The 23,475-nt window shown below is 70.4% G+C and carries 22 protein-coding genes; 12 read left to right on the plus strand and 10 right to left on the minus strand.

The window, feature by feature from the left end:
• Positions 1-142 precede the first annotated feature (142 nt).
• Positions 143-2,134 carry a hypothetical protein gene (locus D5S19_RS32055; RefSeq protein ID WP_158605573.1) on the plus strand — a complete coding sequence of 664 codons (1,992 nt, stop codon included), beginning with the start codon at positions 143-145 and terminating at the stop codon, positions 2,132-2,134.
• Between the two features lie 466 nt (positions 2,135-2,600).
• On the opposite strand, the gene yczR is transcribed toward D5S19_RS32055, so the two are convergent.
• Entirely contained in the window at positions 2,601-4,049 is a 1,449-nt protein-coding gene (yczR, locus tag D5S19_RS19970; RefSeq protein WP_120024868.1) for a MocR-like transcription factor YczR, read from the minus strand.
• Between the two features lie 60 nt (positions 4,050-4,109).
• Between yczR and yczE the strand changes: the two genes are divergently transcribed.
• Complete coding sequence (gene yczE / locus D5S19_RS19975; RefSeq protein WP_120024869.1) at positions 4,110-4,742, plus strand: membrane protein YczE; 633 nt, start codon at positions 4,110-4,112, stop codon at positions 4,740-4,742.
• Positions 4,743-4,956: 214 nt separating this feature from the next.
• Here the strand turns inward: yczE and D5S19_RS19980 are convergent, their stop codons facing one another.
• Together D5S19_RS19980 and D5S19_RS19985 are read right to left on the minus strand one after the other, a co-directional pair.
• Positions 4,957-5,490, minus strand: a complete 534-nt coding sequence (locus D5S19_RS19980; RefSeq protein ID WP_120024870.1) for a Clp protease N-terminal domain-containing protein — start codon at positions 5,488-5,490, stop codon at positions 4,957-4,959.
• Positions 5,490-5,699: an ECF-type sigma factor gene (locus tag D5S19_RS19985; protein ID WP_120024871.1), complete on the minus strand. Its 210-nt coding sequence runs from the start codon at positions 5,697-5,699 to the stop codon at positions 5,490-5,492. Before D5S19_RS19985 ends, D5S19_RS19980 begins: the two co-directional genes overlap by 1 nt.
• A 72-nt stretch (positions 5,700-5,771) precedes the next feature.
• On the opposite strand from D5S19_RS19985, the gene D5S19_RS19990 reads away from it, so the two are divergent.
• Both D5S19_RS19990 and D5S19_RS19995 read left to right on the plus strand, forming a co-directional pair.
• Complete coding sequence (locus D5S19_RS19990; protein ID WP_120024872.1) at positions 5,772-6,533, plus strand: hypothetical protein; 762 nt, start codon at positions 5,772-5,774, stop codon at positions 6,531-6,533.
• A gap of 139 nt (positions 6,534-6,672) precedes the next feature.
• A complete protein-coding gene (locus tag D5S19_RS19995) occupies positions 6,673-7,278 on the plus strand; it encodes a DUF998 domain-containing protein (RefSeq protein WP_233574043.1) in 606 nt (201 codons plus the stop codon).
• On the opposite strand, the gene D5S19_RS20000 is transcribed toward D5S19_RS19995, so the two are convergent.
• Positions 7,256-8,284 carry a D-cysteine desulfhydrase family protein gene (locus tag D5S19_RS20000; protein WP_120024873.1) on the minus strand — a complete coding sequence of 343 codons (1,029 nt, stop codon included), beginning with the start codon at positions 8,282-8,284 and terminating at the stop codon, positions 7,256-7,258. The genes D5S19_RS19995 and D5S19_RS20000 overlap by 23 nt on opposite strands.
• A gap of 584 nt (positions 8,285-8,868) precedes the next feature.
• Here D5S19_RS20000 and D5S19_RS20005 point away from each other — a divergent pair.
• The 3 genes from D5S19_RS20005 to D5S19_RS20015 are packed head-to-tail and all read left to right on the plus strand — an operon-like array spanning position 8,869 to position 11,649.
• The gene (locus tag D5S19_RS20005; RefSeq protein ID WP_120024874.1) at positions 8,869-10,257 is read left to right on the plus strand and encodes an amidase; all 1,389 of its coding nucleotides are present in this window, start codon (positions 8,869-8,871) and stop codon (positions 10,255-10,257) included.
• Complete coding sequence (locus tag D5S19_RS20010; RefSeq protein WP_120024875.1) at positions 10,224-10,802, plus strand: TetR/AcrR family transcriptional regulator; 579 nt, start codon at positions 10,224-10,226, stop codon at positions 10,800-10,802. The genes D5S19_RS20005 and D5S19_RS20010 overlap by 34 nt, the downstream gene beginning before the upstream one ends.
• Before the next feature lies 1 nt (position 10,803).
• Positions 10,804-11,649 carry an oxygenase MpaB family protein gene (locus tag D5S19_RS20015; RefSeq protein WP_120024876.1) on the plus strand — a complete coding sequence of 282 codons (846 nt, stop codon included), beginning with the start codon at positions 10,804-10,806 and terminating at the stop codon, positions 11,647-11,649.
• 247 nt (positions 11,650-11,896) lie between these two features.
• On the opposite strand, the gene D5S19_RS20020 is transcribed toward D5S19_RS20015, so the two are convergent.
• Entirely contained in the window at positions 11,897-12,157 is a 261-nt protein-coding gene (locus tag D5S19_RS20020; protein WP_120024877.1) for a DUF397 domain-containing protein, read from the minus strand.
• 508 nt (positions 12,158-12,665) lie between these two features.
• Between D5S19_RS20020 and D5S19_RS20025 the strand changes: the two genes are divergently transcribed.
• Positions 12,666-12,911, plus strand: coding sequence for a hypothetical protein (locus D5S19_RS20025; RefSeq protein ID WP_120024890.1), 246 nt, complete (start codon positions 12,666-12,668; stop codon positions 12,909-12,911).
• A 15-nt stretch (positions 12,912-12,926) separates the two neighbouring features.
• Here D5S19_RS20025 and D5S19_RS20030 read toward each other — a convergent pair whose 3' ends face one another.
• A complete protein-coding gene (locus D5S19_RS20030; RefSeq protein WP_199730592.1) occupies positions 12,927-13,775 on the minus strand; it encodes an SAM-dependent methyltransferase in 849 nt (282 codons plus the stop codon).
• Positions 13,776-13,903: 128 nt separating this feature from the next.
• Here D5S19_RS20030 and D5S19_RS20035 point away from each other — a divergent pair, with 128 nt between their 5' ends.
• The gene (locus D5S19_RS20035) at positions 13,904-15,052 is read left to right on the plus strand and encodes a glycosyltransferase (RefSeq protein WP_120024879.1); all 1,149 of its coding nucleotides are present in this window, start codon (positions 13,904-13,906) and stop codon (positions 15,050-15,052) included.
• Here D5S19_RS20035 and D5S19_RS20040 read toward each other — a convergent pair.
• Positions 15,012-15,866: a helix-turn-helix domain-containing protein gene (locus tag D5S19_RS20040; protein ID WP_098511869.1), complete on the minus strand. Its 855-nt coding sequence runs from the start codon at positions 15,864-15,866 to the stop codon at positions 15,012-15,014. The two genes, D5S19_RS20035 and D5S19_RS20040, sit on opposite strands and share 41 nt — an antisense overlap.
• Before the next feature lie 325 nt (positions 15,867-16,191).
• Between D5S19_RS20040 and D5S19_RS20045 the strand changes: the two genes are divergently transcribed.
• Entirely contained in the window at positions 16,192-17,112 is a 921-nt protein-coding gene (locus tag D5S19_RS20045) for an MBL fold metallo-hydrolase (protein WP_120024880.1), read from the plus strand.
• Between the two features lie 98 nt (positions 17,113-17,210).
• Positions 17,211-18,650 (plus strand): NADP-dependent phosphogluconate dehydrogenase, encoded by a 1,440-nt coding sequence (gndA, locus tag D5S19_RS20050; RefSeq protein WP_120024881.1) that lies wholly within the window; start codon positions 17,211-17,213, stop codon positions 18,648-18,650.
• Positions 18,651-18,718: 68 nt separating this feature from the next.
• Here gndA and D5S19_RS20055 read toward each other — a convergent pair whose 3' ends face one another.
• The 3 genes from D5S19_RS20055 to D5S19_RS20065 form a co-directional block, all read right to left on the minus strand.
• Positions 18,719-19,441 (minus strand): Clp protease N-terminal domain-containing protein, encoded by a 723-nt coding sequence (locus tag D5S19_RS20055; RefSeq protein ID WP_120024882.1) that lies wholly within the window; start codon positions 19,439-19,441, stop codon positions 18,719-18,721.
• Positions 19,442-19,473: 32 nt separating this feature from the next.
• Complete coding sequence (locus D5S19_RS20060; RefSeq protein ID WP_120024883.1) at positions 19,474-20,709, minus strand: NAD(P)/FAD-dependent oxidoreductase; 1,236 nt, start codon at positions 20,707-20,709, stop codon at positions 19,474-19,476.
• Positions 20,710-20,972: 263 nt separating this feature from the next.
• Positions 20,973-22,034 carry a Dyp-type peroxidase gene (locus tag D5S19_RS20065; RefSeq protein WP_233574044.1) on the minus strand — a complete coding sequence of 354 codons (1,062 nt, stop codon included), beginning with the start codon at positions 22,032-22,034 and terminating at the stop codon, positions 20,973-20,975.
• 114 nt (positions 22,035-22,148) lie between these two features.
• Here D5S19_RS20065 and D5S19_RS20070 point away from each other — a divergent pair, with 114 nt between their 5' ends.
• The gene (locus D5S19_RS20070) at positions 22,149-23,471 is read left to right on the plus strand and encodes a right-handed parallel beta-helix repeat-containing protein (RefSeq protein ID WP_120024884.1); all 1,323 of its coding nucleotides are present in this window, start codon (positions 22,149-22,151) and stop codon (positions 23,469-23,471) included.
• Positions 23,472-23,475: the final 4 nt, after the last annotated feature.

Consider the following 23,475-nt stretch of genomic DNA (forward strand, 5'->3'; position numbering starts at 1 on the left):
GCGCGGGAGAGATGAAACACTCGCGTGCGGTGCTAGAAAGAGGGCGGCCCCGGGGAACCTGCGACCTGGCCGGATGAAAACCAGCAAGATCAGGCTCGCGCGGTGGGGCGCATGAGCTTCAGGCGCGGACGGTGGTGGTGGCGTGATCGGCATGGCATACATGCACGACATCGCACACCTCGCCCTGTCCGGCGACGCGGCGTCGGGCATCAGCGGTGAGTCGGCAGCCTCGGTGGTCGCGTCATCAGTTGTCACGGGCGGCGCTCATGGCGCGTTGAACCTTGCGGCAGACCGCGATTCGCCGAGCACCGGGCAATCGTCGAAGACTGGTCCGGACAGCGAGCGTCGAACTCCGAGTATCGCGGCCGAAAACGGTGTGCCGGGCGATTCCGCGGGCAGCGAGCTTGCACACTCCGCGCCCGGCGACGGTTCACTGCGGCGTCCGCGCCCCTGGGCGGCGCCGATCGCCCGGCCCGCGGCGCGAATCGCGTTGGCGGGCGGGCTCGCGGTGGCCGGATGGCTGCTCGGGGCCGCGCTGGCACAGCCGAGTGCTTCGGCGGACGAGCGACCGTCCGGATCGGACGATCATCCTGTGGTCGCTGCGCCGCAAACCGACAGTCAGCGCACGGCGGCTGCCCGGCCCGCGTCGTCCGGAACGTTGACGTGGTCTTCTCCGCCGACCGCAGAACGGACCGGGAACGGGCCTGGCGATGCGGCAGCTTCGGACCGGGGCTCGCGGAGCGCCACTGCCACCGGCGCCGCGGACCGCGGATCGGGCGCGCATGCCGGTAAGACCAGCGGACGGACCACGGTGGACAGTGGACCGCCGGCGACCCCGGGCGGGAAACTCCGCGCTGCGGACGGCTCGTACGCCGGCAAACATTCGCGTGCCGGCCTGACGAATCCGGGTGCAGCGCCCGGCACCGGCGAGACGGCGTCCGGCGAACGGCACGGTCACGGGACCGCCTCCGGCGGGAAGCACAGCACCGCAGGCACCGCAGGCACCGCAGGCACCGCAGGCACCGCAGGCACCGCAGGCACCGCAGGCACCGCAGGCACCGCAGGCACCGCAGGCACCGCAGGCACCGCAGGCACCGCAGGCACCGCAGGCACCGACGAGCAAAGCACCACGGCCGGCCGCGAACACAACGTTGCGGCCACTGGCAAACCGGGCACCGCGACCGGCAATGAGCAGGCAACCGCAGCCACTGGCACGCGAGGCGGTGAACACGGCGCCGCGGTCAACGATGAACAAGGCACGACCACCGGCAACCAGGCCATCGCAGGCAACCGGGCGCAAGACTCCGCCGCCAACGGTCACGACGAAATCACCGCCGCCGGCAAGCAAATCACGGCCATCGGTCCACAAGGGACCGTGACCGACGCCGGAAAAGCAGGCATACCCGCCTTGCCTCTCTTCGGCGGCGGCTTCGCCGACACCTCCGGCAGTCCGTCGAACGCGAACCCGGATCGTGAATTCGCCGGCCGGGGTTTGCTGGGCGGGGTGTTCGGCATCGTCGATCTGCCGTTCGGGAACACGCTCAACGGGCTGCTCGACCACACCCTCAGCACCGTGCACAACGTGGCCGGGATAGCCGCGGCCGCCACCGGCCGGGACGGGATCATCGCGCCGTTGCTGCCGTTCGAGGACTTCGTCGGGCGAACCTTGTCCGGTGGGTCGGGCAGCGGCAGTGCCACGGTGCTCGCGCCGTCGATGGGGTACGAACGCGGTTCGGCGAGCGTTCCGCAGAACTCCAAGGCGTCTGTGACAACGCCTGCGACCACGAGCAGCGAGGTGGGTACCTCGTTGCCGTTCGTCATCAAGGACGCGAAGTCGTTCTTCGCCAAGGTCGTGCACGAACCCGTCGAGAAGCAGGTCTCGAACGAGCGCACGCCCCTGGCCGGTGGTGGCAACCGTGGCGGGGGCGGATTGCCCGCGGCACCGGGTGCGCCGAGCGCGCCGGTCACCGTTGCCGGGCCGGGCTTGGACGGGCCGGGCGGGGCTCGGCTTCCGTTCGCCGTCGCGGCGGACGGGAACACCGTCACCCAGCTGAAGCTCATCGGCGTCAGCCGCGACCGTGAGGCCGCCGGCGCCGGGCGGGACGCGGCGCTGCCGAACACCTCTCCGGACTGACCGCCCGAATCGGTCCTCCGGGGAGAGCCACGTCCAGACCAAGATCAACTTCGCGGGATCCACCGCACCGGCTCACCCCATCGCCATTCCGTCGCAGGGGCTGATCCATGTCTGTCATCACCGCCACGGCCGTGCCGGCCACCGGCGTGCCGGCCACCACCACAAAGCTTCCCGATCGGCCAACCGCGCCTGGCCGCATCGGGTCCCGGTCCCGGCGCCGCGCTGCCCCCGTGGCGCCGGGACCCATCACGGGCGTGCTCCGGAGATCCTTGCTCACCGCGCCGAGCGAGGATCTGCGCCAACCGAAGCCCGCCTGAGCCGTCGGCGGGATCCCGGCACTTCGAGGGGCTGTGCCGGGATCCCACCGCGGCGTCCGCTCCACCGCGAGCGGACGAACAGCCGGTGCGCCGGACGTGTGACCGCCACTCTCCCTGGGGTGGCCGGACCGTCCGGTGCACCGGCTGTTCTACGTCACCGGCACGTGCACCGCGGGCACGTCCGCGCAGCCGCGCACCGAAGCCGCCGCCGCGGCGACCCGGCGCACCGCCTCCGGCAACTGCTCCCGTGGCAGCCCGAACGGCAGCCGCAACCACCGTTCCAGCCCGCCGTGCACGCCGAACCGCGAACCGGGCGCCAGCTGCACGCCGTGGTTCGCCGCGGACACGGCGAGCCGGGTGCTCATCGGCTCGGGCAGCCGGCACCACAACGACAATCCACCCGGCGGCACCTGGAAAGTCCACTCAGGACAGTGCGTGCGCAGCTCCGCGAGCAGGGTGTCCCGCTGCGCAGCAAGCTCGGTGCGGCGCTGGGCGAGTGCGGCATAACCCTCCGGCTCCAGCAGTTCCGCCAGTACGAGTTGCTCGAATACCGGGGCGCCGAGGTCCACTGCGAACCGCGGTGACAGCAGCCGGTCCAGCAGTTCGCTCGACGCGCGGATCCAGCCCAGCCTCAGCCCGCCCCAGTGCGATTTGGCCGCCGATCCGACCGTGAGCACCAGATCCCCGCCGAACGCGGCCAGCGGCGGCGGCCCAAGCCGTGGATCGCCCTCGTAATCCAGCTCTACCAAGGATTCGTCGGCCACGACCGGGGTCCGGGAGCGGGCGAGCAGGCCACCGAGACGTTCCCGGCCCGCGGCGTCCAACCGGAGGCCGGTCGGGTTCTGGAAGTCCACGACGAGGTACCCGAACCGCGGCGCGGCCTGACGCAGCGCGGCCTCGATCCCGGCCGGATCCCAGCCACGGACCGGATCCACCGCCACCGGCACGGGCAGCGTGTGCGAGGCGCGCACGGCGTCGATCGCGTTCGGATACGTCGGCTGCTCCATCAGCACGCGATCGCCCGGCCCGGTCAGCATCCGCAGGCACAGCACGAAAGCCGAGTACGCGCCGGAGGTCACCATGATCTGGTCCGGCGTGGTCGGCAGGCCACGGGCCGTGTAGCGCTCGGCGATCCGCTCGCGCAGCCTCGGCAGGCCACCGGTGTGATAGCCGTTGCCACCGACGTGCTCGGCCAGCTCCCACCGGGCCGCTTCGACCGCCGCCATCATCCCGGGCAACGCCGGTGGCGCCGCCCGTGCCAGATCGAGCAGGTCCGCCCGGGTGCGTGGCCCCGAATCCCGGTGGCCGGCGCGAGCGACCCAGGTGCCGGCCCCGCGACGGCTGGCGAGCAGCCCATCCTCCCGCAGCCGGTCCAGCGCCGCGCCGATCAGCGTGCGGCTGACCCCGAGTGTGTCCGCCAGTTCGCGCTCCGCGGGCAGCCGGGTGCCGATCGGGAGCTGCCCGTCGAGCACGTGCAGCTCGACGGCGGCGGCAAGGTCGGCGGCACCCTGCCGGGAACCACGACGGCGCCACTCCCCCAGCAAGGTGGCCAATCTCGGGCCGGAAATCCGGCTTCCCAGCGGTATCTGCGGATCCATCAGGCCAATTATCCAGCATTGGCCATGGTTTACCAGGCCAATACGGCCAATAGTGCAGAAGTGGCAGTCACCGATCTCAGTCCGCTCAGCCTCCGCCGGGCCCCGCTGCGCCGGGGCGGCCAGCTGCTCGCCGGGCTCGCCCTCTACGGCACCAGCATGGCCATGCTCACCCGTGCCCACCTCGGCCTCGACCCGTGGGACGTGCTGCACGAGGGCCTGACCAAGCTCACCGGCCTGAGCTTCGGCGTGGTCACCGCCATCGCCTCGGTGTTCGTGCTGCTGCTGTGGATCCCGTTACGGCAGCGGCCGGGCCTCGGCACGATCGCCAACATCCTGGTGATCTCGGTGACCGTGGACGCGGTCCGGTCGATCCTGCCGGACCAGCACGTGCTCGGCTGGCAGATCCTGCTGCTGGCCGGCGGAGTCGGGCTCAACGCGGTCGCCACAGCGGTCTACGTGGGCACCCGGCTCGGCCCGGGACCCCGCGATGGGCTGATGACCGGCCTCACCGCCCGCACCGGCCGGTCGGTCCGCCTGGTGCGCACCGGAATCGAGGTCACCGTGCTGGCCGTCGGCTGGCTGCTCGGTGGTACGGCAGGCATCGGCACCGTGCTCTACGCGCTGTCCATCGGCCCGCTCACCCAGGCGCTGCTGCCGCTGGTCACCTGGCGTCCGCGGGCAGGAAGGCTGTGAAGGGTCCCTTCACAGCCTTTGAGTCCAGGGTTCCGGCAAAGTCGGTGTAGAGGTCTGTGAAGGGTCCCTTCACGGACCCGAAACCGGTCCGGCGCACGCTACGAGGTGGTCGCACACACCTCCGCATCGCCCACTGCCGGGTCCCCGACCAACTTTGCCGACACCCTGGCCCCAGAGGCCGTGAAGGTTCCCTTCACAGCCCGAACGGGAGTCACTAGCCCTGCGCGATCGCACGGCGCAAGACCGGGTAGTCGATCCCGCGCGTGGCCAGGAAATCCGCCACCGGCCCGCGCTGGCGGACGAGGGCGAGCAGCAGGTGCTCCGGCCCGAGGCTCTTGCCACCCAGCTCACTCACCTCGCGCAGGCTCAGCTCCAGCACCCGCTTCGCGTCCGAGGTGAACGGGAGGTGGTTGCGCCGGGAGCGCCGGGCACCGGTGGCGAGCGCCCCCGGCCCGTGCGTCTCCTCGACGGCGGCCACGATCCGGTCGACGTCGATACCCAGCTCGGTCAGCGCTTCGGCGTCCGCGTCGCTGATTCCGCCGCGGCGTTTGATCCGCCCGAGTTCGGCGTACACGTCGTCCTTGGCCACACCGAGTTGCTCCAGCAGCCGCACCGCGCCGCCGTCCGGCGCCCGCACCAGACCGGCGAAGACCGCCTGCGCGGAAATCTCGTGCGCCCCCGCCTCGTGCGCGGCTTCCTGCGCTGCCACCACTGCCATCCGGGCGTCCGCAGTGAACCGTTCGAACATCAGTGCCTCCCGTACTTCTTGTGCACGGCCTGTCTGCTGACCCCCAGCTCGGCCGCGATCTCCTGCCAGGACCAGCCGTGCATCCGCGCGCTGCGCACCTGCACGACCTCCAATTGCTCCAACAGCCGCCGCAGCGCCGCCACCGCACGCAACCCGACTCGCGGGTCACGGTCGCCGGCGCGGGCGGCCAGGTCCGTTGCTTCTGTCATGAGTGTCAATTTAGGTTGACACTCATCTCGATGTCAACCCTGGTTGACAAGGTGAGCGAGTACCGTCACCGCATGCCCGAGATCTCCATTGCCGAGCGGGCCGGGGTCGGTGCGGACGGCCGGCCCCGCCCTACCGAGGACCATGTAGCAGTGCTCGACCACGCCGTGCTCGTCCTGGACGGCGCGACCTCGCCGAGCCCCGACCTGCCGCCCGGCGGCTGGTATGCGGAGCTGCTCGTGCGGCAGCTCGCCGGGGAACTCCGTGTCCGGCCGCACGAAGACCTCGGCGTGACGCTGGCGAACGCGATCGGCTCGGTGGTCAAGGAACACGGGCTGGTGCCGGGCCGGTCCCCGTCCAGCACGGTGTCCATGCTGCGCTGGGATGAGTCCGAAGTGGAGGTTCTGGTGCTCGCCGACAGCCCGGTGGTCGGCTTCGGCCGATTCGGCACCGACGCTGTCTCCGACGACAGGCTGGTGTCCCTTCGCGACGGTGGGCTGCTGCAAACCGGCGCGGACGTACGCCGCCGGCGAAACGCCGAAGGCGGGTTCTGGGTCGCCGAAGCCGAACCTGCGGCCGCATACAAGGCGGTACGCCGGGTGTGGCCGCGCGCGGAAGTCGACGCTGTACTGATCGCCACCGACGGGGTGTCGATCGGCGTCGACGAGTACCAGCTTTTCGACTGGCCGGGAGTCTTACACCGGGCACGCGAGGCCGGTCCCGAAGCTGTACTCGACGCAGTGCGCGAAGCGGAAGAACAGGACGCAGACTGCGTACGCTGGCCTCGCGCGAAACGGCACGACGATCAGGTTCTCGTCCTGACGGACTACGAATAAGGGTCCAGTTCAGGGTTTTCCCCGATCACGCGAAGCCGCGGAACCGGGACGATATCCCGCATGGGGAACCTGCTGGGGGTCCGGGCCTGGCGCCTGGCCGCGTTCACAGCCATCACCTGGGCACTGTTTCACGATCACCGTGCTGCACCTCGTCAGCTCGCGCGATCCGTTCTACGACACGCTTTCCAGCTACACGATCACCGACCACGGGGAGGGGATGCTCGGCGCGAGCGTGCTCTCGCTGTCGGTCGGCTCGGTCGCCGTGTTCGGCGCGCTGGCCTCCGCCGGGGTGCCGATGACCCGCAGTACGAGACTGCTGCTCGCACTGTGGGCGCTGGGATTGGGGGCGGCCGCGTTGTTCCCCGCCAGCTACCCGGAAAGCCCGCGGCCGGTGAGCGGAGAGATCCACCTCTACTCGTGCCTGATCGCGTTCGCGAGCCTGCCCGGCGTCGCGATCGGCATGCTGGATCCGCTGCGCGGCACCGCGGAACGCGCGCTCGTGGTGCGGTGGCTGCGTCTCGGGCTGGGGTCGGTGGTGCTGTTCGGGGTGAGCTATCTGTTCGTACGGCTGGACGAAGCGGGCATCGCCCCGTTCCATGTGTTCACCGAAGTGCTGCCGGTCGGCCTCACCCAGCGGCTCACTCTCGTCGCCGACGTCGTCTTGCTGCTGGTGCTGGTCCGGATCGCGGTGCGGACCGAATCGACCCGCGCCGAACTCGCCGTCAGTCCCGCATTGCGGCCGTGAACTCGGGCGCGTAGCCGAAAAGCCCGGGCATCCCTCCGGTGTGCACGAACACCACGGTCTCCTCCAGCGGAAACCGGCCGTCGGCAACCCATTCGACGAGTGCCGCGGCGGCTTTTCCGGTGTAGACCGGATCGAGCACCACACCTTCGGTGCGGCCGAACAACCGCAGCGCGCCCCAGGTCTCGGGAGCGGGAATGCCGTAGCCCTCGCCGATCGTGCTGTCGTTCAGCCACACGTGGTCCAGCGCGGGGGAATCGATCCCGAGCAGCTGCGCAGCCCCGCCGACCAGCTCGGCCAGGGTCTGCTCGGATTCGGCGAGTGGATGGCTCACGCAGGCGATGTCCAGTTCGAGTGAACCGAGCACGGCCGAGCCGAGCGCCAGCCCGGCCGCGGTCGCCCCGCTCGCGTGCGGCGCGACGATTCGCGCCCGCTCCACCCCGAGGTGGGCGAGTTGCCCGGCCAGCTCACGCGTGGCCGCGACATAGCCGAGCACCCCGAGTGGATTGGAGCCGCCGACCGGAATCGTGGCCGCCTTCCGGCCGTCCTCGACGGCTTCGGCCAGCACCTCCCGGTACGTGGCGGCGCTTTCCGCCTCGTCCGCGCAGACGTGCACCCGGGCACCGAAAAGCAGGTCGAGCGGGATGTTGCCGGATTCCTCGTAGGCTTCGCCGGAACGCGGTACTTCCGCGGTCAGCACCAGCTCGCACCGCAACCCCAGCCGGGCGCAGGCGGCCGCGGTCTGCCGCGCGTGATTGCTCTGCACTGCCCCGAAGGTGATCACGGTGTCGGCCCGCGCGGCGAGCGCGGCGCCGAGGTGGAAATCGAGCTTCCGCAGCTTGTTGCCGCCCGCGCCGAGCGGGTGCAGGTCGTCCCGCTTGAGCAGCAGATGCGACAGCCCGAGCGCTTCCCCGAGCCGCGGCGCGGGCACCAGCGGCGTCGGCCCGTACGCGAGACCGGCCCGGGGAAACGGGTCGAGGGCGGGGAATCGATCGAACTCGAACGTCATCGGTCCTCCGGACATGGCTCCCAAGTACCGGCCACCCGTGGCCGGATACCATACGTTAGGCCAGTTTTCACGGAGCGCGACCGGAACAGGCCCAAGGGTGATCGGCCGGGGACGCCTTGCCGGGTCCGGGTTTCGCGATCGCCCGGCCGAAGAAGCCCGCGCAACAGGACGGCGAGGATCGCGGTACACAGGCCGAGGTGCCCGCCAGGTAGCCGAGTCCGGGTAGCCGGCGGTGGCCGCCCGCCGGGCGGATTCCACCGGGTCGTCGCCCGCCGCGGAGAGCGCCACCGGGAAGCCCGATGCCGTGCCCGGTCCCCGGCACAGGACCCGGCCGCGCCGACGACGGGATGCGGGACCAGTGACACGGCGGTGATCCCGGCCGCGGAAGCGGTCAAGGAAATGGCCGCCGCTGAACCGCCCGATCGCCATGGCAGCACCGAAAAACGCAGAGCTCAGGGCGCCGGACGTGGCCAAGAGCCGGAATCCGCCGACCATGATCAGCGGAGGCCAGTCGTTGGCCGAACCTTCGGCCGGCGCCTTTTCGTGCTACGTTCGTTCGAACGAACGAGCACAGGGAGCTGCCGATGACCTCCGCAGCCACACCGCGGCACCACGAGTTCGCCACCCTCGCCGACCAGGTCGCCGGGCTCGGGCAGGGGACGGTCACGGCCGTGCAGCTGACCGAGCGGGCGCTCGCCGACGCGCGGGCGAGCCAGCCGGTGCTCAACGCGTTCCGCTTGCTGCGCGAAGACGAAGCGCTCGCGGAGGCGGCCGAGGCCGACCAGCGCCGGGCACGCGGTGACCATGGCCCGCTGCTCGGAGTGCCGATCGCGATCAAGGACGACGTGGACCTGGCCGGCCTGCCCACCGCGTTCGGCTGTCCGGGAGAATTCCCGCCGGCAGCCGTGGACGCGCCGGCGGTGGCGCGGCTCAAGCAGGCCGGGGCAGTGCTGATCGGCAAGACCAACACCCCGGAGCTGGGGCAATGGCCGTTCACCGAAGGCCCGGCGTTCGGGGCGACACGCAATCCGTGGCAGCCGGAGCACACGCCCGGTGGCTCGTCCGGCGGTGCGGCCGCGGCGGTGGCAGCGGGGATCGTGGCCGCCGCGCTCGGTTCGGACGGCGCCGGGTCGGTGCGCATACCGGCGGCGTGGACCGGGCTGGTCGGGATCAAGCCACAACGCGGCCGGATCCCCACCGACGGCGAGTTGTTCCACGGCTTGACCGTGCTCGGTCCGCTGGCCCGCACGGTGGGCGACGCGGCAGCGTTGCTGGACGTCACCGCGGGCACCGGGAGCGCGTTCCAAGCCGCGGCCCGGCGGGAACCCGGACGGCTGCGGGTCGGCCTTTCCACGCGGATTCCTTTCACTGCCACGAAAACCCGCCTCGATCCGGTGGTCGAGGCGGCGGTGCGCGACACTGCGGAACGGCTCGCCGGGCTGGGCCACGAGATCGTGCCGGTCGAACCGGACTACGGGCTGATCGGGCTGACCTTCCTCCCCCGCTCGCTGGCCGGTGTGCGCGACTGGACCCGGCGGGTGCCCGAGTTCGCCGCGCTCGACCCGCGTACCCGCAGCAACGCCCAGCACGGCGGCCTGCTCGCCGGCCCGGCGCTGAAGCTCGCCCGCGCGCTGGAACCGTTGCTGCGCCGTCGGATCGGCGCGGTGTTCGGCGGCGTCGACGTGCTCCTGACACCGACCACCGCCACGCCGCCGCCCGCCGTGGGCAGCTTCGACGGACTTACCGGCTGGCAGACCGACCAGGCGATGATCGCGGCCTGCCCGTACGCCTGGCCGTGGAACGTGCTGGGCTGGCCAGGGGTGAATGTGCCGGCCGGGCAGACCGCCGGCGGGCTCCCGCTCGGGGCGCAGCTGCTCGGCCCCTCGCACGCCGAGGAGCGGCTGATTTCCCTTGCCGCGCAACTGGAAGAGGTACAACGGTGGCCGGATCTGCATCCGCCGCGGGCGTGGTGAGCACCCGCGCCGCGATCCTGCGAGCGACCCTGAAGGTGGTCGGCGAGCAGGGCGTCGGCGGGCTCACCAACCGGCGGATCGTGGCCGCCGCCGGGGTCTCGCTCGGCACGCTGACCTACCACTTCCCCAGCCAGACCGAGCTGCTGCGCGAGGCGATGCTGCTCTTCGCCGAGGAAGAGACGGCGAAGCTGGCCGCGATCGTCGAGGGGCACCGGACCGATGAGCTGAGCCTGGAGCAGGCCGCGAGCCTGGTCGAGCAGGTGATCAGGCAGCTGCCGTTCGGAACGGACGAGCTGGCGCCGCACGAGTTGTACCTGCAGGCCGCCCGCGACCCGGACCTGCGTGAGGCGTCCGAACGATGTTTCGCCGCCTACGACGAGCTGGCCACGGCCATTCTCGGTGCGCTGGGCCTGCCTGATCCGGCACGGCTGGCCGGGCCGGTGGTCGCGCTGATCGCCGGGCTGCAGCTGCGCAGGCTGGCCACCGGCACGGACGTGCCCGCCGCGGAACCGCTGATGATGCTGCTGCACGGCGCGCGGGGCTGAGATGGCACCACCGGTAATCCGCGGCACGGCGGCCTGGCGCCACTTCGGCGACTTTCGCGCCATGCTGCTGGCCGGGCAGGTGCTGGTGCAGCAGGTCGCGCACCCGGTCGTCGCGGCCGGGGTGCGGGACCACTCCGGCTACACCGAGGATCCGTGGACCCGGCTGATGCGCACCGGTGCGTCTTTGTCGATTTACGTGTACGGCGGGGCCGAAGGCGCCCGGTTCGAGGCCGAACGGCTGCGCGAGCTGCACCGCACATTCACCGGCTTCTCCGACGGACGCCGGTACAGCGCGCTGGATCCCGGCGCCTACGCCTGGGTGCACGCCACGCTGGTGATGGCACCGGTGGAAGCGCAGCGGCTGTTCGGCCGTCCACTGTCCACTTCGGAGCTGGACGAGTACTACGCGCAGATGTGCGACGTCGGCCGCCTGCTCGGCGTGCGTGCACGGGATCTCCCGGCGAGCTGGACGGAATTCGAGCAGTATTACCGGGAAATGCTCTCGTCGTTCGGTCCCAATGAGACTGTCAGTACCTTGTTCGACACGATCCGTACCACGCGGAAGCCGTGGTCGCGCTTGCCGGACGCCCGGTGGGCGAAGATCCGGAAGAGACACGCGCAGGCGCAGTTGTTCTTGATCCGGGCGACCCTGCCCGACCCGCTCCGCACCCGGCTGGGGCTGGCCTGGACCGCCGCGGACGAACGGCGGTTCACCCGATTCCGCCGGGTGGTGCGATGGCTCGCCTTGCTCGTCCCGCCGCCGCTGCGCACCGCGCACATGCGGTGGATCGGGAAGCTCAACGTGTGGCTGCGCGCCCATCCGCGGGCTTACCGGTTCCTGCCCTGAGCCCCGGCACCGATTCGGGGATCTTGCTGGATCCCCGAAGGCTTGATCCCAAGGTCGCGCTCAGGGTCGGCTTCACGTTCATCCCGGACAGCGGCATCGGCACCATGACCGGCATTCTGGCCACCCGGGCTCCACTGTGCCCAGCCATTGGCCGGACACCCAGCGCATCCGACCCTCTCGTTCTACGTCGCCCGTTCGAGTGAGACTTGGTGAACCGCTCACCGGCCGGGCGGGGTCTGCGCGGCGGTCACGCACCCGGCGGCGGATCGAACTGCCCCGCCTTCACCGCGGCCAGGAAGGCGGTCCACTCGCCGCGGTCGAAGATCAGCACCGGGCTGGCCGTCAGCTTCGTGTCGCGGACCCCCACCAGACCGGCCGCGGACAGGTTGACCTCGACACAGTTGCCCCCGTTGGGCTCGCTCGCGAACGACTTTTCCCAGGCAGCGTCCTCGAACAGCAACCGGGCCGTGTTCGGGTCGTAATCCGGGGAGGACGGATAATCTGCCATGGGTCGGGCACCTCCGAGCCTTGTGCGGGGCCGCGCGCCGCCGCGCCCGTCCCCCGCGTCCTTGCGTCACCACGGAGCAAACCGCAGGGCCAAGCGGGTGATCAACTCAGCCCGATCTCGACACACAGATTATTCCAGTAGTAGGATTAATCGCAGTGATCGGGGCGCCGACGTTGGGTGAATGCATTACGGCATTCGGACCAACCTCGGCCGGTACCGACCCGGGCAGCCGGTCCGGGGAGCGTGGCCCAAGGGCCGGCCTCGGCAGTGCGGTGCGCAGGCGTGGGATGCGGCGCGGGCGTCGGCCGGCGCCGCGGGCCACCGACCATGGGCGCACCGGCTCTGCCCAGGTCAGCCGGGTCCGGGTATCGAGCCACACCCGCGTCGCGGGAAGGAATTCCCGCGACGGGTGCCGTACCGCTCGGCCGACCAGGCCGGGTGGGTGCGCCCGATCCGACCGGAGCCGACCGGCCCCGGTGCCCGCTCTCCGAACCGGGGGTGTGATCCCATGGCCGTCCGGCTCACCACATGCTTCCTGCGTGAGGACGAACACATCCGCGGCCGGCGTGGGATCAATCACGAACTGCGCAATCGCTTTGGTTTCAGCCTGATCCAGGCTCCGCTGCGCAGCCCACTGCCGCTGGACAAAGAGTTCGACGTACCGGCGCAGCGCCGGCACGATCCGGTGCGCCCGGCCCGCCCGCTGGAGACCGGCGTTCCGCTGCGGCACGGTCTCGGCTCGTCCCACGTCTGACCCCGCGGCCGGGTTTCAGGGTTTGCGGCCCAGTCCGCAGATACTCCCGCTGAACGACGGGTTGCCCGCCATCCGCGCGCCGGCCCGGGATTCGCCAAGCTCCGGACGCCAGTCCGGGACCCACACGATGCCCGGCTCGACCAGCTCCAGCCCGGCGAAGAACTCGCCGAACTCCGCGCGGCTGCGGTAGTGGAACGGCGTGCTCGAACGCTGGTACTGCTGGTGGATCTGCTCACGCAGCGCCCGGTCCGGGGTCTGCACGCCGTCGTTGGTCAGGTGTGAGGAAAGGAAGTACGAGCCGGAGGGCAGCATGGACAGGTACTGCCGGATGATCTCCACGGCCGGTTCGTCCCGGCCGAGGAAATACAGCACGCCGACCACGATCAGGCCGATCGGGCGTTTCGGATCCAGCACGCCGGTGTCCATCGCCTGGTTCCAGATCTCGCTCGGATGGCGCAGATCGCCCTGCAGCACCGCGTGCCGGTACGCGACTCCCTCCCGTTCCAGCAGGATCTGCGAATGCGCGACGGCCACCGGTTCGTTGTCGACATAGACACACCGTGCGCCGGGGTTCACCGCCGTGGCGATCTCGTGCACATTGCCGACGGTTGGTACCCCGGAACCGAGGTCGAGGAACTGGTCGACGCCCTGCTCGGCCAGATACCGCACGCCCCGGCCGAGGAATTCGCGGCTCGCCTTCGCAATGGTCTTGATCATCGGAAAGGTCTGGACCGCCCGCTCCCCGAACTCGCGATCGATGGCCCAGTTGGCCGTGCCGCCTAGAAACCAGTCGTAGATCCGCGCCGCGTTGGGGCGTTCGAGGTCGATCCCTTCCGGGGCTTCCGGCTCCGGTACCTGCGTCATCAACTGTCCTTTCCGGCCACGCGTGCGGAGACCAGTGTGCCCACCGTCACCATCTCCGCACCGTGTCACCCTTCGGCACGCCCGGAAACCCGGCGACGCACCGGCCAGGGGGTACTACGTTGGCCCGGATGCGCTTCCTCTTCTCCTTCGTCGGCGGACGCGGCCACTTCGACCCGATGGTCCCGGTGGCCCAAGCGCTCGCCGCCCGCGGGCACACGGTAGCCGTCGCGGGCCGCGATACGCACGCCGTCGAGCAAGCCGGCTTCCCCGCGTTCCCCGTCGGTGCAACCGGTGTGCCCGGCACCGCCCGCCTGCCGATGCCACCGGTCGACCCCGAACGGGACGACTGGGAGATCCAGGAGTTGTTCATCCGCCGCGCCACCGCCGAGCGGACCCCGTTGCTGGTGGACCTGATCCGCGAATGGCGCCCCGACGTGGTGGTCCGCGACGAGGTCGACTTCTCCGCCGCACTGGCCGCGGAAAAGCTCGGCCTCCCGTGCGCCACAGTGCTCGTCCTCGCGGCCGGAACCTTGCTGCGCAAGGAAGTCCTCGCCGAACCACTGCGTGCTGCACGGACCGTTCAGTGCCTGCCGGACGATCCCGGACTCGCCGCCCTGCATCGCGACCTGGTGCTCTCGCCGTTCCCACCGTCCTATCGCGACCCGGCCGCGCCGCTGCCACCCGGCACGTTCACATTTCGCTCGGGCGCGCCGGTCCCGGCCCGCCCGCAGGCCACCCGTCCGCACGTCTACTTCACCCTCGGCACCAACTTCAACCTCGAATCCGGTGATCTCATCGAACGCGCGCTCGCCGGGCTTGGCTCGCTGCACGCGGACGTGACCGCGACCGTCGGCACGCAGCTGGATCCGGCCGGCTTCGGCCCGCAGCCGGCCAACGTGCGGGTGGCCCGCTTCGTGCCACAGGCGGAACTGCTGCCACGGCTCGATCTCGTGGTCTCGCACGGCGGCTCCGGCGGCGTGCTCGGCACGCTCGCGCACGGGCTTCCCTCACTGCTCCTGCCGATGGGCGCCGACCAACCCGGCAACGCGCTCCGTGGGCGCGCGCTCGGGACCGCCCGGGTACTCGACCCGGAAACGGCGACGCCGACGGAGATCCGGGAGGCCGCCGAAGACCTGCTGACCGATCCCGCGTGGCGGGCGGCCGTTCAGCGCCTCCGGGCGGAGATCAACGCCCTGCCCGGCGCCGAGGATACCGTTCCGCTGCTGGAGGCACTCGTCACTGCATCTGGGCACGGTAGATCTCGGCCAGCTCCTTGAGGAACTGACGGGTCTCCCCGCGTTCCAGCGCCGCGCCGCGCAACCGGTCCCAGGAGTCGACGAAGATGTTGAAGTCCTTGACGTCGTCGAGATACAGCCCGCCCGCGGAGTGTTCGATGTAGACGAAGTCACGGGTGCGGTCCGGGAACCGCATGATGGTGAAGTCGTTGGGCACCGCGGCGAGCTTCGCGCCGAAGGGCAGCACGTGCACGTACACCCGCGGGTGCCGGTCGAGCGCCAGCAGGTGCTCGACCTGGTCCAGCATCACCGCGGGCGCGAACCCGCCGGGAGCCCGGCGCAGCGCGCCCTCGCTGATGATGAACCGGTAGTACGGCGGCTGCTGCTGATCGAACACCGCCTTGCGGTCCAGCCGGTTGCGCACCAGTGAGGTGACGTCGGTGGCGCCCGCCTCGGTGAACTGCTTGAGCATGTAGTGCTCGGACTGCAGCGGCCCCGGGATGCGTTCCCCGTGCCAGGTCATGATCTCCGCGGCGGCCGGTTCGAGGTCGGTGAACGTGCGGAACCAGTGCGGCACCACCGAGCGGTAGCCCGACCAGTGCCCACGCTGCCCGGCCGCGGCGCGGGCCAGGTTCATCAGCGTGTCGGCCTCTTCCCCGGCGATCCCGAACGCGTTGAGCATGGTCCGGACATCGCCGAGCTTGACCCCCACCGCACCGGACTCGATCTTGTTGACCTTGCCCTGGGTGCAGCCGAGGACCTCGGCCACCTGCTGCTGCGTCATCTTCGCGGCGGTACGAGCATGCCGCAGCTCGTTCCCGAGCTGCTTGCGGCGTGAGGTGACGGTGCTCGCCATCTCCCCTAGCTCTCCCGGACCCCTACAGCCCGGCGGTGCTCCCACCGGGACGCGTACGTTCGAATCAACCCAGGCTAGTACTTCACCCAACGGGGTTCGATGATGACACCGCGCAGCGTGGCAGGAAATGTGCGGGAATGCCAGTCACCCTCATGATCACTCGGCCGGAGCAGCCGGTTCCCGAACCACCCGACTTCGGGTCTGGACCGAACGGAGCAACGCCAGGAGCACCCCGGACGGGTGGACTGTGGACTTACGGGCAGTGCCGCGGACCCCGGGCGCTCGCCGCCCGGCCCGGTCCCGGTCAGTCGGGCATAGTGGCCCGGTGATCGATCGTTCCCCCGGTGCGGCCCGCGTCGAGCGGCTGGCCGACGACGGTGTGTTCGGCTACGTGCAGCCGGACGGCTCCTGGTTCATCAACAACTGCGGGTTCGTCGACGCGGGCGGGCACACCGTGCTCATCGACACGTGCGCCACCGAGCGGCGCACCCGGGCACTGCTCGCCACGGTCGAAGCGACCACCGGCCCGGTCAGCACCCTGGTCAACACCCACCACCACACCGATCACACGAACGGCAACCACCTGGTGCCCGCGGCCACCATCGTCGGCCACCGCAAGACGCGCGCGGCCATGCTCGCCGCCGGCCTCCCGCGCTACGACGGCATCTTCGAGGGCAACGACTGGGGGGAACTCGCGCTGCGCGTGCCCGAGGTCGTCTTCGACGAATGGCTGACCGTCTACGCCGGACCGACCCGGATCGACCTGATCCACCCCGGGCACGCCGCGCACACCACCAACGACGTGCTCGCCTGGCTACCGGAACAACGCGTGCTCTTCGCCGGCGATCTGGTGTTCAACGGGGGCAGCCCGTTCGCGCTGATGGGCTCGGTGGCCGGCTGGCGCGCCGCGCTGGACGTGATCCGGGAACTCGACCCGGTACTGATCCTGCCCGGCCACGGGCCGGCCGGCGACCTCGCGATGGTGGACGCAGTGGACGCCTACCTGGAGTTCGTCCAGCAGACCGCCGAACGCGGACAGACGGCGGGCCGGCCGCCGCTGGCGCAGGCCACCGAAACCGATCTCGGCCGGTTCGCCGCGCTCACCGAGCCGGAGCGGCTCGTCGGCAACCTGCACCGCGCCTACGCCGAGCGGGACGGCGCGGCCTGGGGCGCGGACCTCGACCTGGCCGCCGCGCTCGCGGACATGATCACCTACCACGGTGGTCCGATCCACTGCTTCGCCTGAACCGAGAGCGTAGGAGCGCCTCACCCACCGACGACCCGCCCCGGCGCGTCCGGCCGGACTACCCTCGGACTCCGGCAGAGACTTCGGAAAGGGTTCGGATGAGCAAGAAGGCGAGCATCGGGGTCACCGGCCTCGCGGTCATGGGCCGTAACCTGGCGCGGAACCTGGCCCGGCACGGGCACACGGTCGCCCTGCACAACCGCTCCGCGGAGCGGACCCGCAAGCTCGTCGAGGAGTTCGGCGACGAGGGCGAGTTCATCCCGGCGTACTCCGCGCAGGAGTTCGTCGACGCTCTCCAGCGGCCGCGGCAGATCGTGATCATGGTCAAGGCGGGCGAGCCGACCGACGCGGTGATCGAGGAGTTCGCGCCCCTGCTGGAGCAGGGTGACGTACTCATCGACGCGGGCAACGCGCACTTCGCGGACACGCGGCGGCGCGAGAAGGCGCTGCGTGAGCGTGGCCTGCACTTCGTCGGCAGCGGCGTGTCCGGCGGCGAGGAAGGCGCGCTACACGGTCCGAGCATCATGCCGGGTGGTTCGAAGGCCTCCTACGAGTCCCTCGGGCCGTTGTTCGAGGACATCTCGGCGAAGGTCGATGGCGAGCCGTGCTGCACGCACATCGGCGCGGACGGCGCGGGCCACTTCGTGAAGATGGTGCACAACGGCATCGAGTACGCCGATATGCAGCTGATCGCCGAGTCGTTCGACCTGCTGCGCGGTGCCGCGGGCTACGCGCCCGCCGAGATCGCCGAAGTGTTCAAGACCTGGAACACCGGGCGGCTCGACTCGTACCTGATCGAGATCACCTCCGAGGTGCTCAAGCACGTGGACGCCGGCTCCGGGAAGCCGTTCGTGGACGTGGTGGAGGACGCCGCGGAGCAGAAGGGCACCGGCCGCTGGACCGTGCAGATCGGGCTGGATCTCGGCGTGCCGATCAGCGGGATCGCGGAGGCAGTGTTCGCGCGTTCGCTGTCCGGCTCGAAGCCGCTTCGTGAAGCCGCGCGCGGCCTGGGCGGGCCGTCGCGGGCGCCGTTGAACGGGGCCGCGCTGCAGACCTTCGCCGACGACGTGGAGCAAGCGCTGTACGCGTCGAAGGTCGTCGCGTACGCACAGGGCTTCAACCAGATCCAGGCCGGCGCCGCAGAGTACGGATGGGACATCGACCTCGGCCGCGTCGCCTCGATCTGGCGCGGCGGCTGCATCATCCGCGCGAAGTTCCTCAACGACATCACGTCCGCGTACGCAGAGGAGCCCGGCTTGCCGACGCTGCTTACGTCCGGCGGGTTCCGCAAGGCCGTGGAGGACGCGCAGGACTCGTGGCGTTCGGTCATCTCCACTGCGGTGCGCCTCGGCATCCCGACTCCGGGCTTCTCCACCGCACTGGCCTACTACGACGGCCTTCGGGCCGACCGTCTGCCCGCCGCGCTCGTTCAGGGCCAGCGGGACTTCTTCGGCGCGCACACGTACCGCCGCGTCGACCGTCCCGGCTCGTTCCACACGCTGTGGGCCACCACCGACCGCTCCGAGATCGACGCCTGACCCTCGCTTTTCAGGCTGTGAAGGGACCCTTCACGGACTCAGCGTCCGTGAAGGGTCCCTTCACAGCCTTACTGCTGCCGCGTCGCGAAGATCTCCGCAACGGCTTCCTTGATCTTGGCTTCGGCGGCGTCCTTCGTGATGCCAAGCTCGGTGAGCACCTCGTAGCCGCCGCCCTCGCCCTGTTCCAGCAGAGCCAGCAAGAGATGCTCGGTGCCGATGTAGTTGTGCCCGAGACGCAGCCCCTCGCGCAGAGTCAGCTCCATCGTCTTCTTCGCCGTGGGTGTGAACGGCACCGGATTCGGGACCGGGTCGACCGGCTCCGGCAGCTTCGCCTCCGCGGCCTCCTTCACCGCTTCCAAGGTGGCGCCCTGGAACACGAGCACCCCCGCGGCCAACGCAGCGGGCTCGGACAGCAGCCCCAGCACGAGGTGGACGGTGTCGATGCCCGGGCTTTTCGCGTCGAGCGCCGCCTCCTGCGCCGCGACGATCACGTGCCGCGCGCGGTCGGTGTAGCGGCCGTACAACCGCTCGATCGTCCCACTGGTGTCGGCGCTCTTGGGCACGAAGCGCTTCTGCGCGGCCTGCTTGGTCACACCCATGCTGGCGCCGATGTCGGTCCACGAAGCGCCGGACCGCCGGGCTTGATCCACGAAGTGGCCGATCAGATGGTCGGCCAGCTCCCCGAGATGCTGCCCGAGGTACACCGCGTCGGTCAGCTGGGCGAGTTGGTCGGTTTCGTTGTTGGCTTTGATCGCGTTGATGAGGTCGTCGAGCTTCACTGCACCGGTCATGCCGTCAACTGTAGGTTGACGAATTCGGATCGTCAACCTTGGGTTGACACGGCGGCTCGCGTCCTGAGATGCGCCTTGAGATCGAACGAATCGGCTTCGAGATCGGCGTAGGACGGCCGCGGTTCGGCGGTGAACAGGCGGCGCGCGGCGATGTGGTCCGGCGGGCGGTTGACCGACTCCACCGCGATGAGCACGTCGTTCCGGAAGGAGAGCACGGAGAACCTGCCCGCCGCCCGGTCACCGGTGACCTCGGTCCGGTCCGCCGCCGCGAGGATGCCCGCGATCTGCAGCTTCGCCCCGGTCTGGTCGGTCCAGAACCACGGCAGGCTGTCGTAGCGGGCGCGTTCGCCGGTGATCGCCGCGGCCACCGAACGGCCCTGATCCACCGCGTTCTGCACAGATTCCAGCCGCGTCACCGCGTCGGCCTGCACGCACGGGAAGCTGGCACAGTCACCGATCGCGAAGATCTTCGGGTCGCCAGTGCACAGGTGCTCGTCCACCACCACGCCGTTGGCCACGTCCAGCCCGGATTGCTCGGCGAGCGCCGTCTCCGGCAGCACGCCGACCGCGACCACCACGAGATCCGCAGGCAACCGGCGGCCGTCCGACAACTCGACCGACTCCACGCATTCCGCACCGTGCAGCGCGCTCACACCGGTGCCGAGCAGCACCGTGTGCCCGGCCGCGCGGTGGTGCTCGGCGAAGAACTCGGAGATCTCCGGCGACGCGACCCGCGCCAGCAGACGGTCCTGCGCCTCCACAACGGTGACCGGGCGACCGGCGTGCGCGGCGAATTCCAGGCCGATGAAGCCGCCGCCGATCACCACCACGTCGCGCGCGGCCGCCAGCGAGGCACGCAGCCGATCGGCGTCGTCGCGGGTGCGCAGCATCAGTACGCCGTCGAGATCGGCGCCGGGCACCGGGAGCGAACGGTTGCGGGCGCCGGTGGCGAGCACCAGGTGGTCGTAGCCAAGTTCCGAACCGTCAGCGAGCCGGACCCGCGCGGCCGTGCGATCGATTCCGGCGACCCGGCCGGGCACCAGCCGGATGTCCTTCTCCGCGAAGAAGTCCTCCGGCCGCAGGCGCAGCTGCTCGTCCCCGGCCGCGCCTTCGAGGTAGGCCTTGGACAGCGGGGGCCGCTGGTACGGTACGCCGGGCTCGTCGCCGATCAGCACCACCCGTCCGGCGAATCCCTTGTCCCGCAACGACGCCGCAGTCTGGAACCCACTCTGCCCGGCGCCGACGACGAGGACGGTCTCGGTGCTCATAGCTGCTACTCCTCCGGCAAGCGCAGGACCAGACCCGGGTGCTGCTCGGTCTCCGCGAAGCCGGTCACCGGACGGTGGAACCGGCTGCCGGCGGCCTCCCTTGACTGGCCGTGCAGTCCACTATCTTCACCGTCATCTGAGCACAACCGCCGGTGATCGTCGAGGCGCTCCGGGCCGGACCCTGCGTGAGCGTCCGCACACTATCCGCGACCGGCGGATTCGAGCCCACTCGCGGCCGAACTGTCCTTTGTGGACTTCGAGGCTCAGGAGAACACCGTCGACCCCAGCGGACGCCCCCCGTCGAAACCCGGCAGGATCAAAAAGGTCCCGCTGGCGGTAGTAGTCGTGAACGGCAGCAAAGCGTCCCCGCCTTCCATATGCGCGAGGGTGGCGGTGAACGTGCGCAAGTCATTCTGGAAACTCACGAACACCAAACCCGGCGCCGGACTGTCCATGCTGTAGCCGCGCCGAAGCATCGACCCGACGCCGACGACGTTCGCGTGCGCACGGCGAATGTGCGCGTCCGCGGGCACCAGGTAGCGGCCGTCCGGGGTTTTCGCGCCCAGCTCGGGACCATCGGCGATAACACCACCGGACAACGGCACCCCGGTGTCACGGCGGCGACCGAAAACCCCTTCCTGCGCGGCGACCGGCAACCCGGCGAACCGCGTCAGGTCGAGTTCCATGCGGCGGACCACGGCGATCGTCCCGCCCGCCACCGGCGCCGGGCCGGCGAGCCACAGATCCCGTTGCCGGTCGGCGTCGGTGTGCGGGCCGACGATGCCGTCCACGAAACCCAGCAGGTTCCGCGGCGCGCTCAACTCACCGGTCACCGGCACGTGCGGACCACGGCTGCCCGACTGCCGCCAACGTTCGCGTACGCCGGGCCGCGCCAGCAACGCAGCCGCGGCGACCGGCGGGACCAGCGGATCACTCGCACACAATTGGAGCAGTAAATCACCACCGCGCGCCTCCGGAGCGATCGCTTCATGCGACGACGGCGCGAGATCCGTCGCACCCGGCAGTTTCGGGTCGCGCTCCCGGACCAGTCGCGGGCCGACGCCGATCGTCACGGTGAGATCGCCCGTGGGCAACCCCAGCAGACGATCGTCGGCGTCGGCGGTGAGCACCTGGACGTGCCGGCCGAGATCGGCCAGTAATGGGCCCGGCGCAACGGAAATATCGGCGACCACGACCAGCAGGTGCGGTTGCGGCGTCCCGGGCAGGGCGACCCCGGCCTGCTGGGCACCGGTGGCCGGAACGGCGGTCACCACAGGACCGGGTGCGGAGGCCGCGTGGCACCCGGCGGCCAGTCCGGTGGTCACGGCTGCTCCGAGAAAAGCGCGGCGGGACGTTCGGCGCTCGGCGGAATTCACGACGGGCAGCGTGGCAGAAGACGGCGCCGCCGTCGAGTTCCGCTGTCGTGCCAGACTGAGCACATGCGTTTTCGCGCCGTTGCGGCGATCCTGGGGTTGTGCACCGTGTTGCTCAGCGGCTGTGGTTCTTCTTCGGCCGAGGGACATCGCCCGGACGGCACGGGGGTCACGATCCGGGTACCGGCCGACGCCCCGACGATTTCCGCGGCCGTTTCCCTGGCACAGTCCGGAGACCTGGTGCTCGTCGCCCCGGGGGAATACCACGAAACGGTGAAACTCGGCACGCCGCACGTCACGCTCCGCGGCGAAGTGCGGGAGAAAGTAGTCCTCGACGGGCAATTGCAGCGGGACAACGGCGTCGTCGTTTCCGCGCCCGGCGTCGCGGTGGAGAACCTGACCGTACGGAACAACACGCAGAACGGCGTGCTCGTGACCGGTTCGGTGAAGGCCGCGGCGGGCCTGCCCGGCCGCGACGGCGGGTACGACACCGGCGACGAACCGATCCGGTTCCTGGACTCGTTCCTCGTCTCGCACGTCACCGCGACCCGCAATGGCCTCTACGGAATCTATGCATTTTCCGCGCAGAACGGCGTGATCGAGCAGTCGTACACGTCTGGCGGTGCCGATTCGGGAATCTACGTCGGTCAGTGCAAGCCTTGCCGGACGGTCGTGCGGGACAACGTCGCCGAACTCAACGCGGTCGGCTACGAGGGCACGAACGCGAGCGGCGAGATGTACGTCGTCGGCAACCGGTTCGTCGGCAACCGGGTCGGGCTCACCACCGATTCCGATCACCAGGAGAAACTGCTGCCGCAGCAGGACGCCGTGATCGCCGGAAACCTGGTCGCGGGCAACCAGCAGCCGGCCACGCCGCAGCAGGCCGACGGCGGCTGGGGTATCGGGGTCGGCATCGACGGTGGCAGCGGCAACCAGGTGCTGCGCAACCGGATCACCGGCAACGCCAACGCCGGGCTCGTGCTCACCGCGGGCCAGGACCTTCCACCGCAAGGCAACCGGATCACCGAGGACGTCTTCGCCGGCAACGGCATCGACGTGGGCTGGACCTTTCCCGGCACCACGAAGGGCAGCGGAAACTGCGTTGATTCCGGGGAACTACGCACGATTCCGGAGGGACTCGCGATGAGCGCCACGTGTCCCGTAGCCGCGACGGCCGTTTCCCCGGCCGGCACCTGGCCGGCTCCGAAACCCCCGCCCGGGATCCCGTTCACCGAAGTGGCCGAACCACCGGCGCAGCCGCAGTTCCCGAACGCGAGCACCGCAGGGCCGACCCAGGTCCCGGCCATACCGGCGTTTCCGGATCTCACGAAGGTCACGGTTCCGGCGGCCACCCTGCTGGCCGACCGGGCTTCGGTGCGGGTCCCCTGACGGA

The organism is Amycolatopsis panacis (genome assembly GCF_003600245.1).
Taxonomy (GTDB): Bacteria; Actinomycetota; Actinomycetes; order Mycobacteriales; family Pseudonocardiaceae; genus Amycolatopsis; species Amycolatopsis sulphurea.

Coding starts and splice junctions, on each gene's coding strand:
- gndA (WP_120024881.1), top strand. CDS start 17,211: ATGAGCAAGAAGGCGAGCATCGGGGTCACCGGCCTCGCGGTCATGGGC.
- D5S19_RS20040 (WP_098511869.1), bottom strand. CDS start 15,866: ATGGCGAGCACCGTCACCTCACGCCGCAAGCAGCTCGGGAACGAGCTG.
- D5S19_RS20030 (WP_199730592.1), bottom strand. CDS start 13,775: ATGACGCAGGTACCGGAGCCGGAAGCCCCGGAAGGGATCGACCTCGAA.
- D5S19_RS20055 (WP_120024882.1), bottom strand. CDS start 19,441: ATGACCGGTGCAGTGAAGCTCGACGACCTCATCAACGCGATCAAAGCC.
- D5S19_RS20025 (WP_120024890.1), top strand. CDS start 12,666: ATGGCCGTCCGGCTCACCACATGCTTCCTGCGTGAGGACGAACACATC.
- D5S19_RS20070 (WP_120024884.1), top strand. CDS start 22,149: ATGCGTTTTCGCGCCGTTGCGGCGATCCTGGGGTTGTGCACCGTGTTG.
- D5S19_RS20020 (WP_120024877.1), bottom strand. CDS start 12,157: ATGGCAGATTATCCGTCCTCCCCGGATTACGACCCGAACACGGCCCGG.
- D5S19_RS19985 (WP_120024871.1), bottom strand. CDS start 5,699: ATGACAGAAGCAACGGACCTGGCCGCCCGCGCCGGCGACCGTGACCCG.
- D5S19_RS20000 (WP_120024873.1), bottom strand. CDS start 8,284: ATGACGTTCGAGTTCGATCGATTCCCCGCCCTCGACCCGTTTCCCCGG.
- yczR (WP_120024868.1), bottom strand. CDS start 4,049: ATGGATCCGCAGATACCGCTGGGAAGCCGGATTTCCGGCCCGAGATTG.
- D5S19_RS19980 (WP_120024870.1), bottom strand. CDS start 5,490: ATGTTCGAACGGTTCACTGCGGACGCCCGGATGGCAGTGGTGGCAGCG.
- D5S19_RS20015 (WP_120024876.1), top strand. CDS start 10,804: ATGGCACCACCGGTAATCCGCGGCACGGCGGCCTGGCGCCACTTCGGC.
- D5S19_RS20005 (WP_120024874.1), top strand. CDS start 8,869: ATGACCTCCGCAGCCACACCGCGGCACCACGAGTTCGCCACCCTCGCC.
- D5S19_RS20060 (WP_120024883.1), bottom strand. CDS start 20,709: ATGAGCACCGAGACCGTCCTCGTCGTCGGCGCCGGGCAGAGTGGGTTC.
- D5S19_RS19990 (WP_120024872.1), top strand. CDS start 5,772: ATGCCCGAGATCTCCATTGCCGAGCGGGCCGGGGTCGGTGCGGACGGC.
- D5S19_RS20035 (WP_120024879.1), top strand. CDS start 13,904: ATGCGCTTCCTCTTCTCCTTCGTCGGCGGACGCGGCCACTTCGACCCG.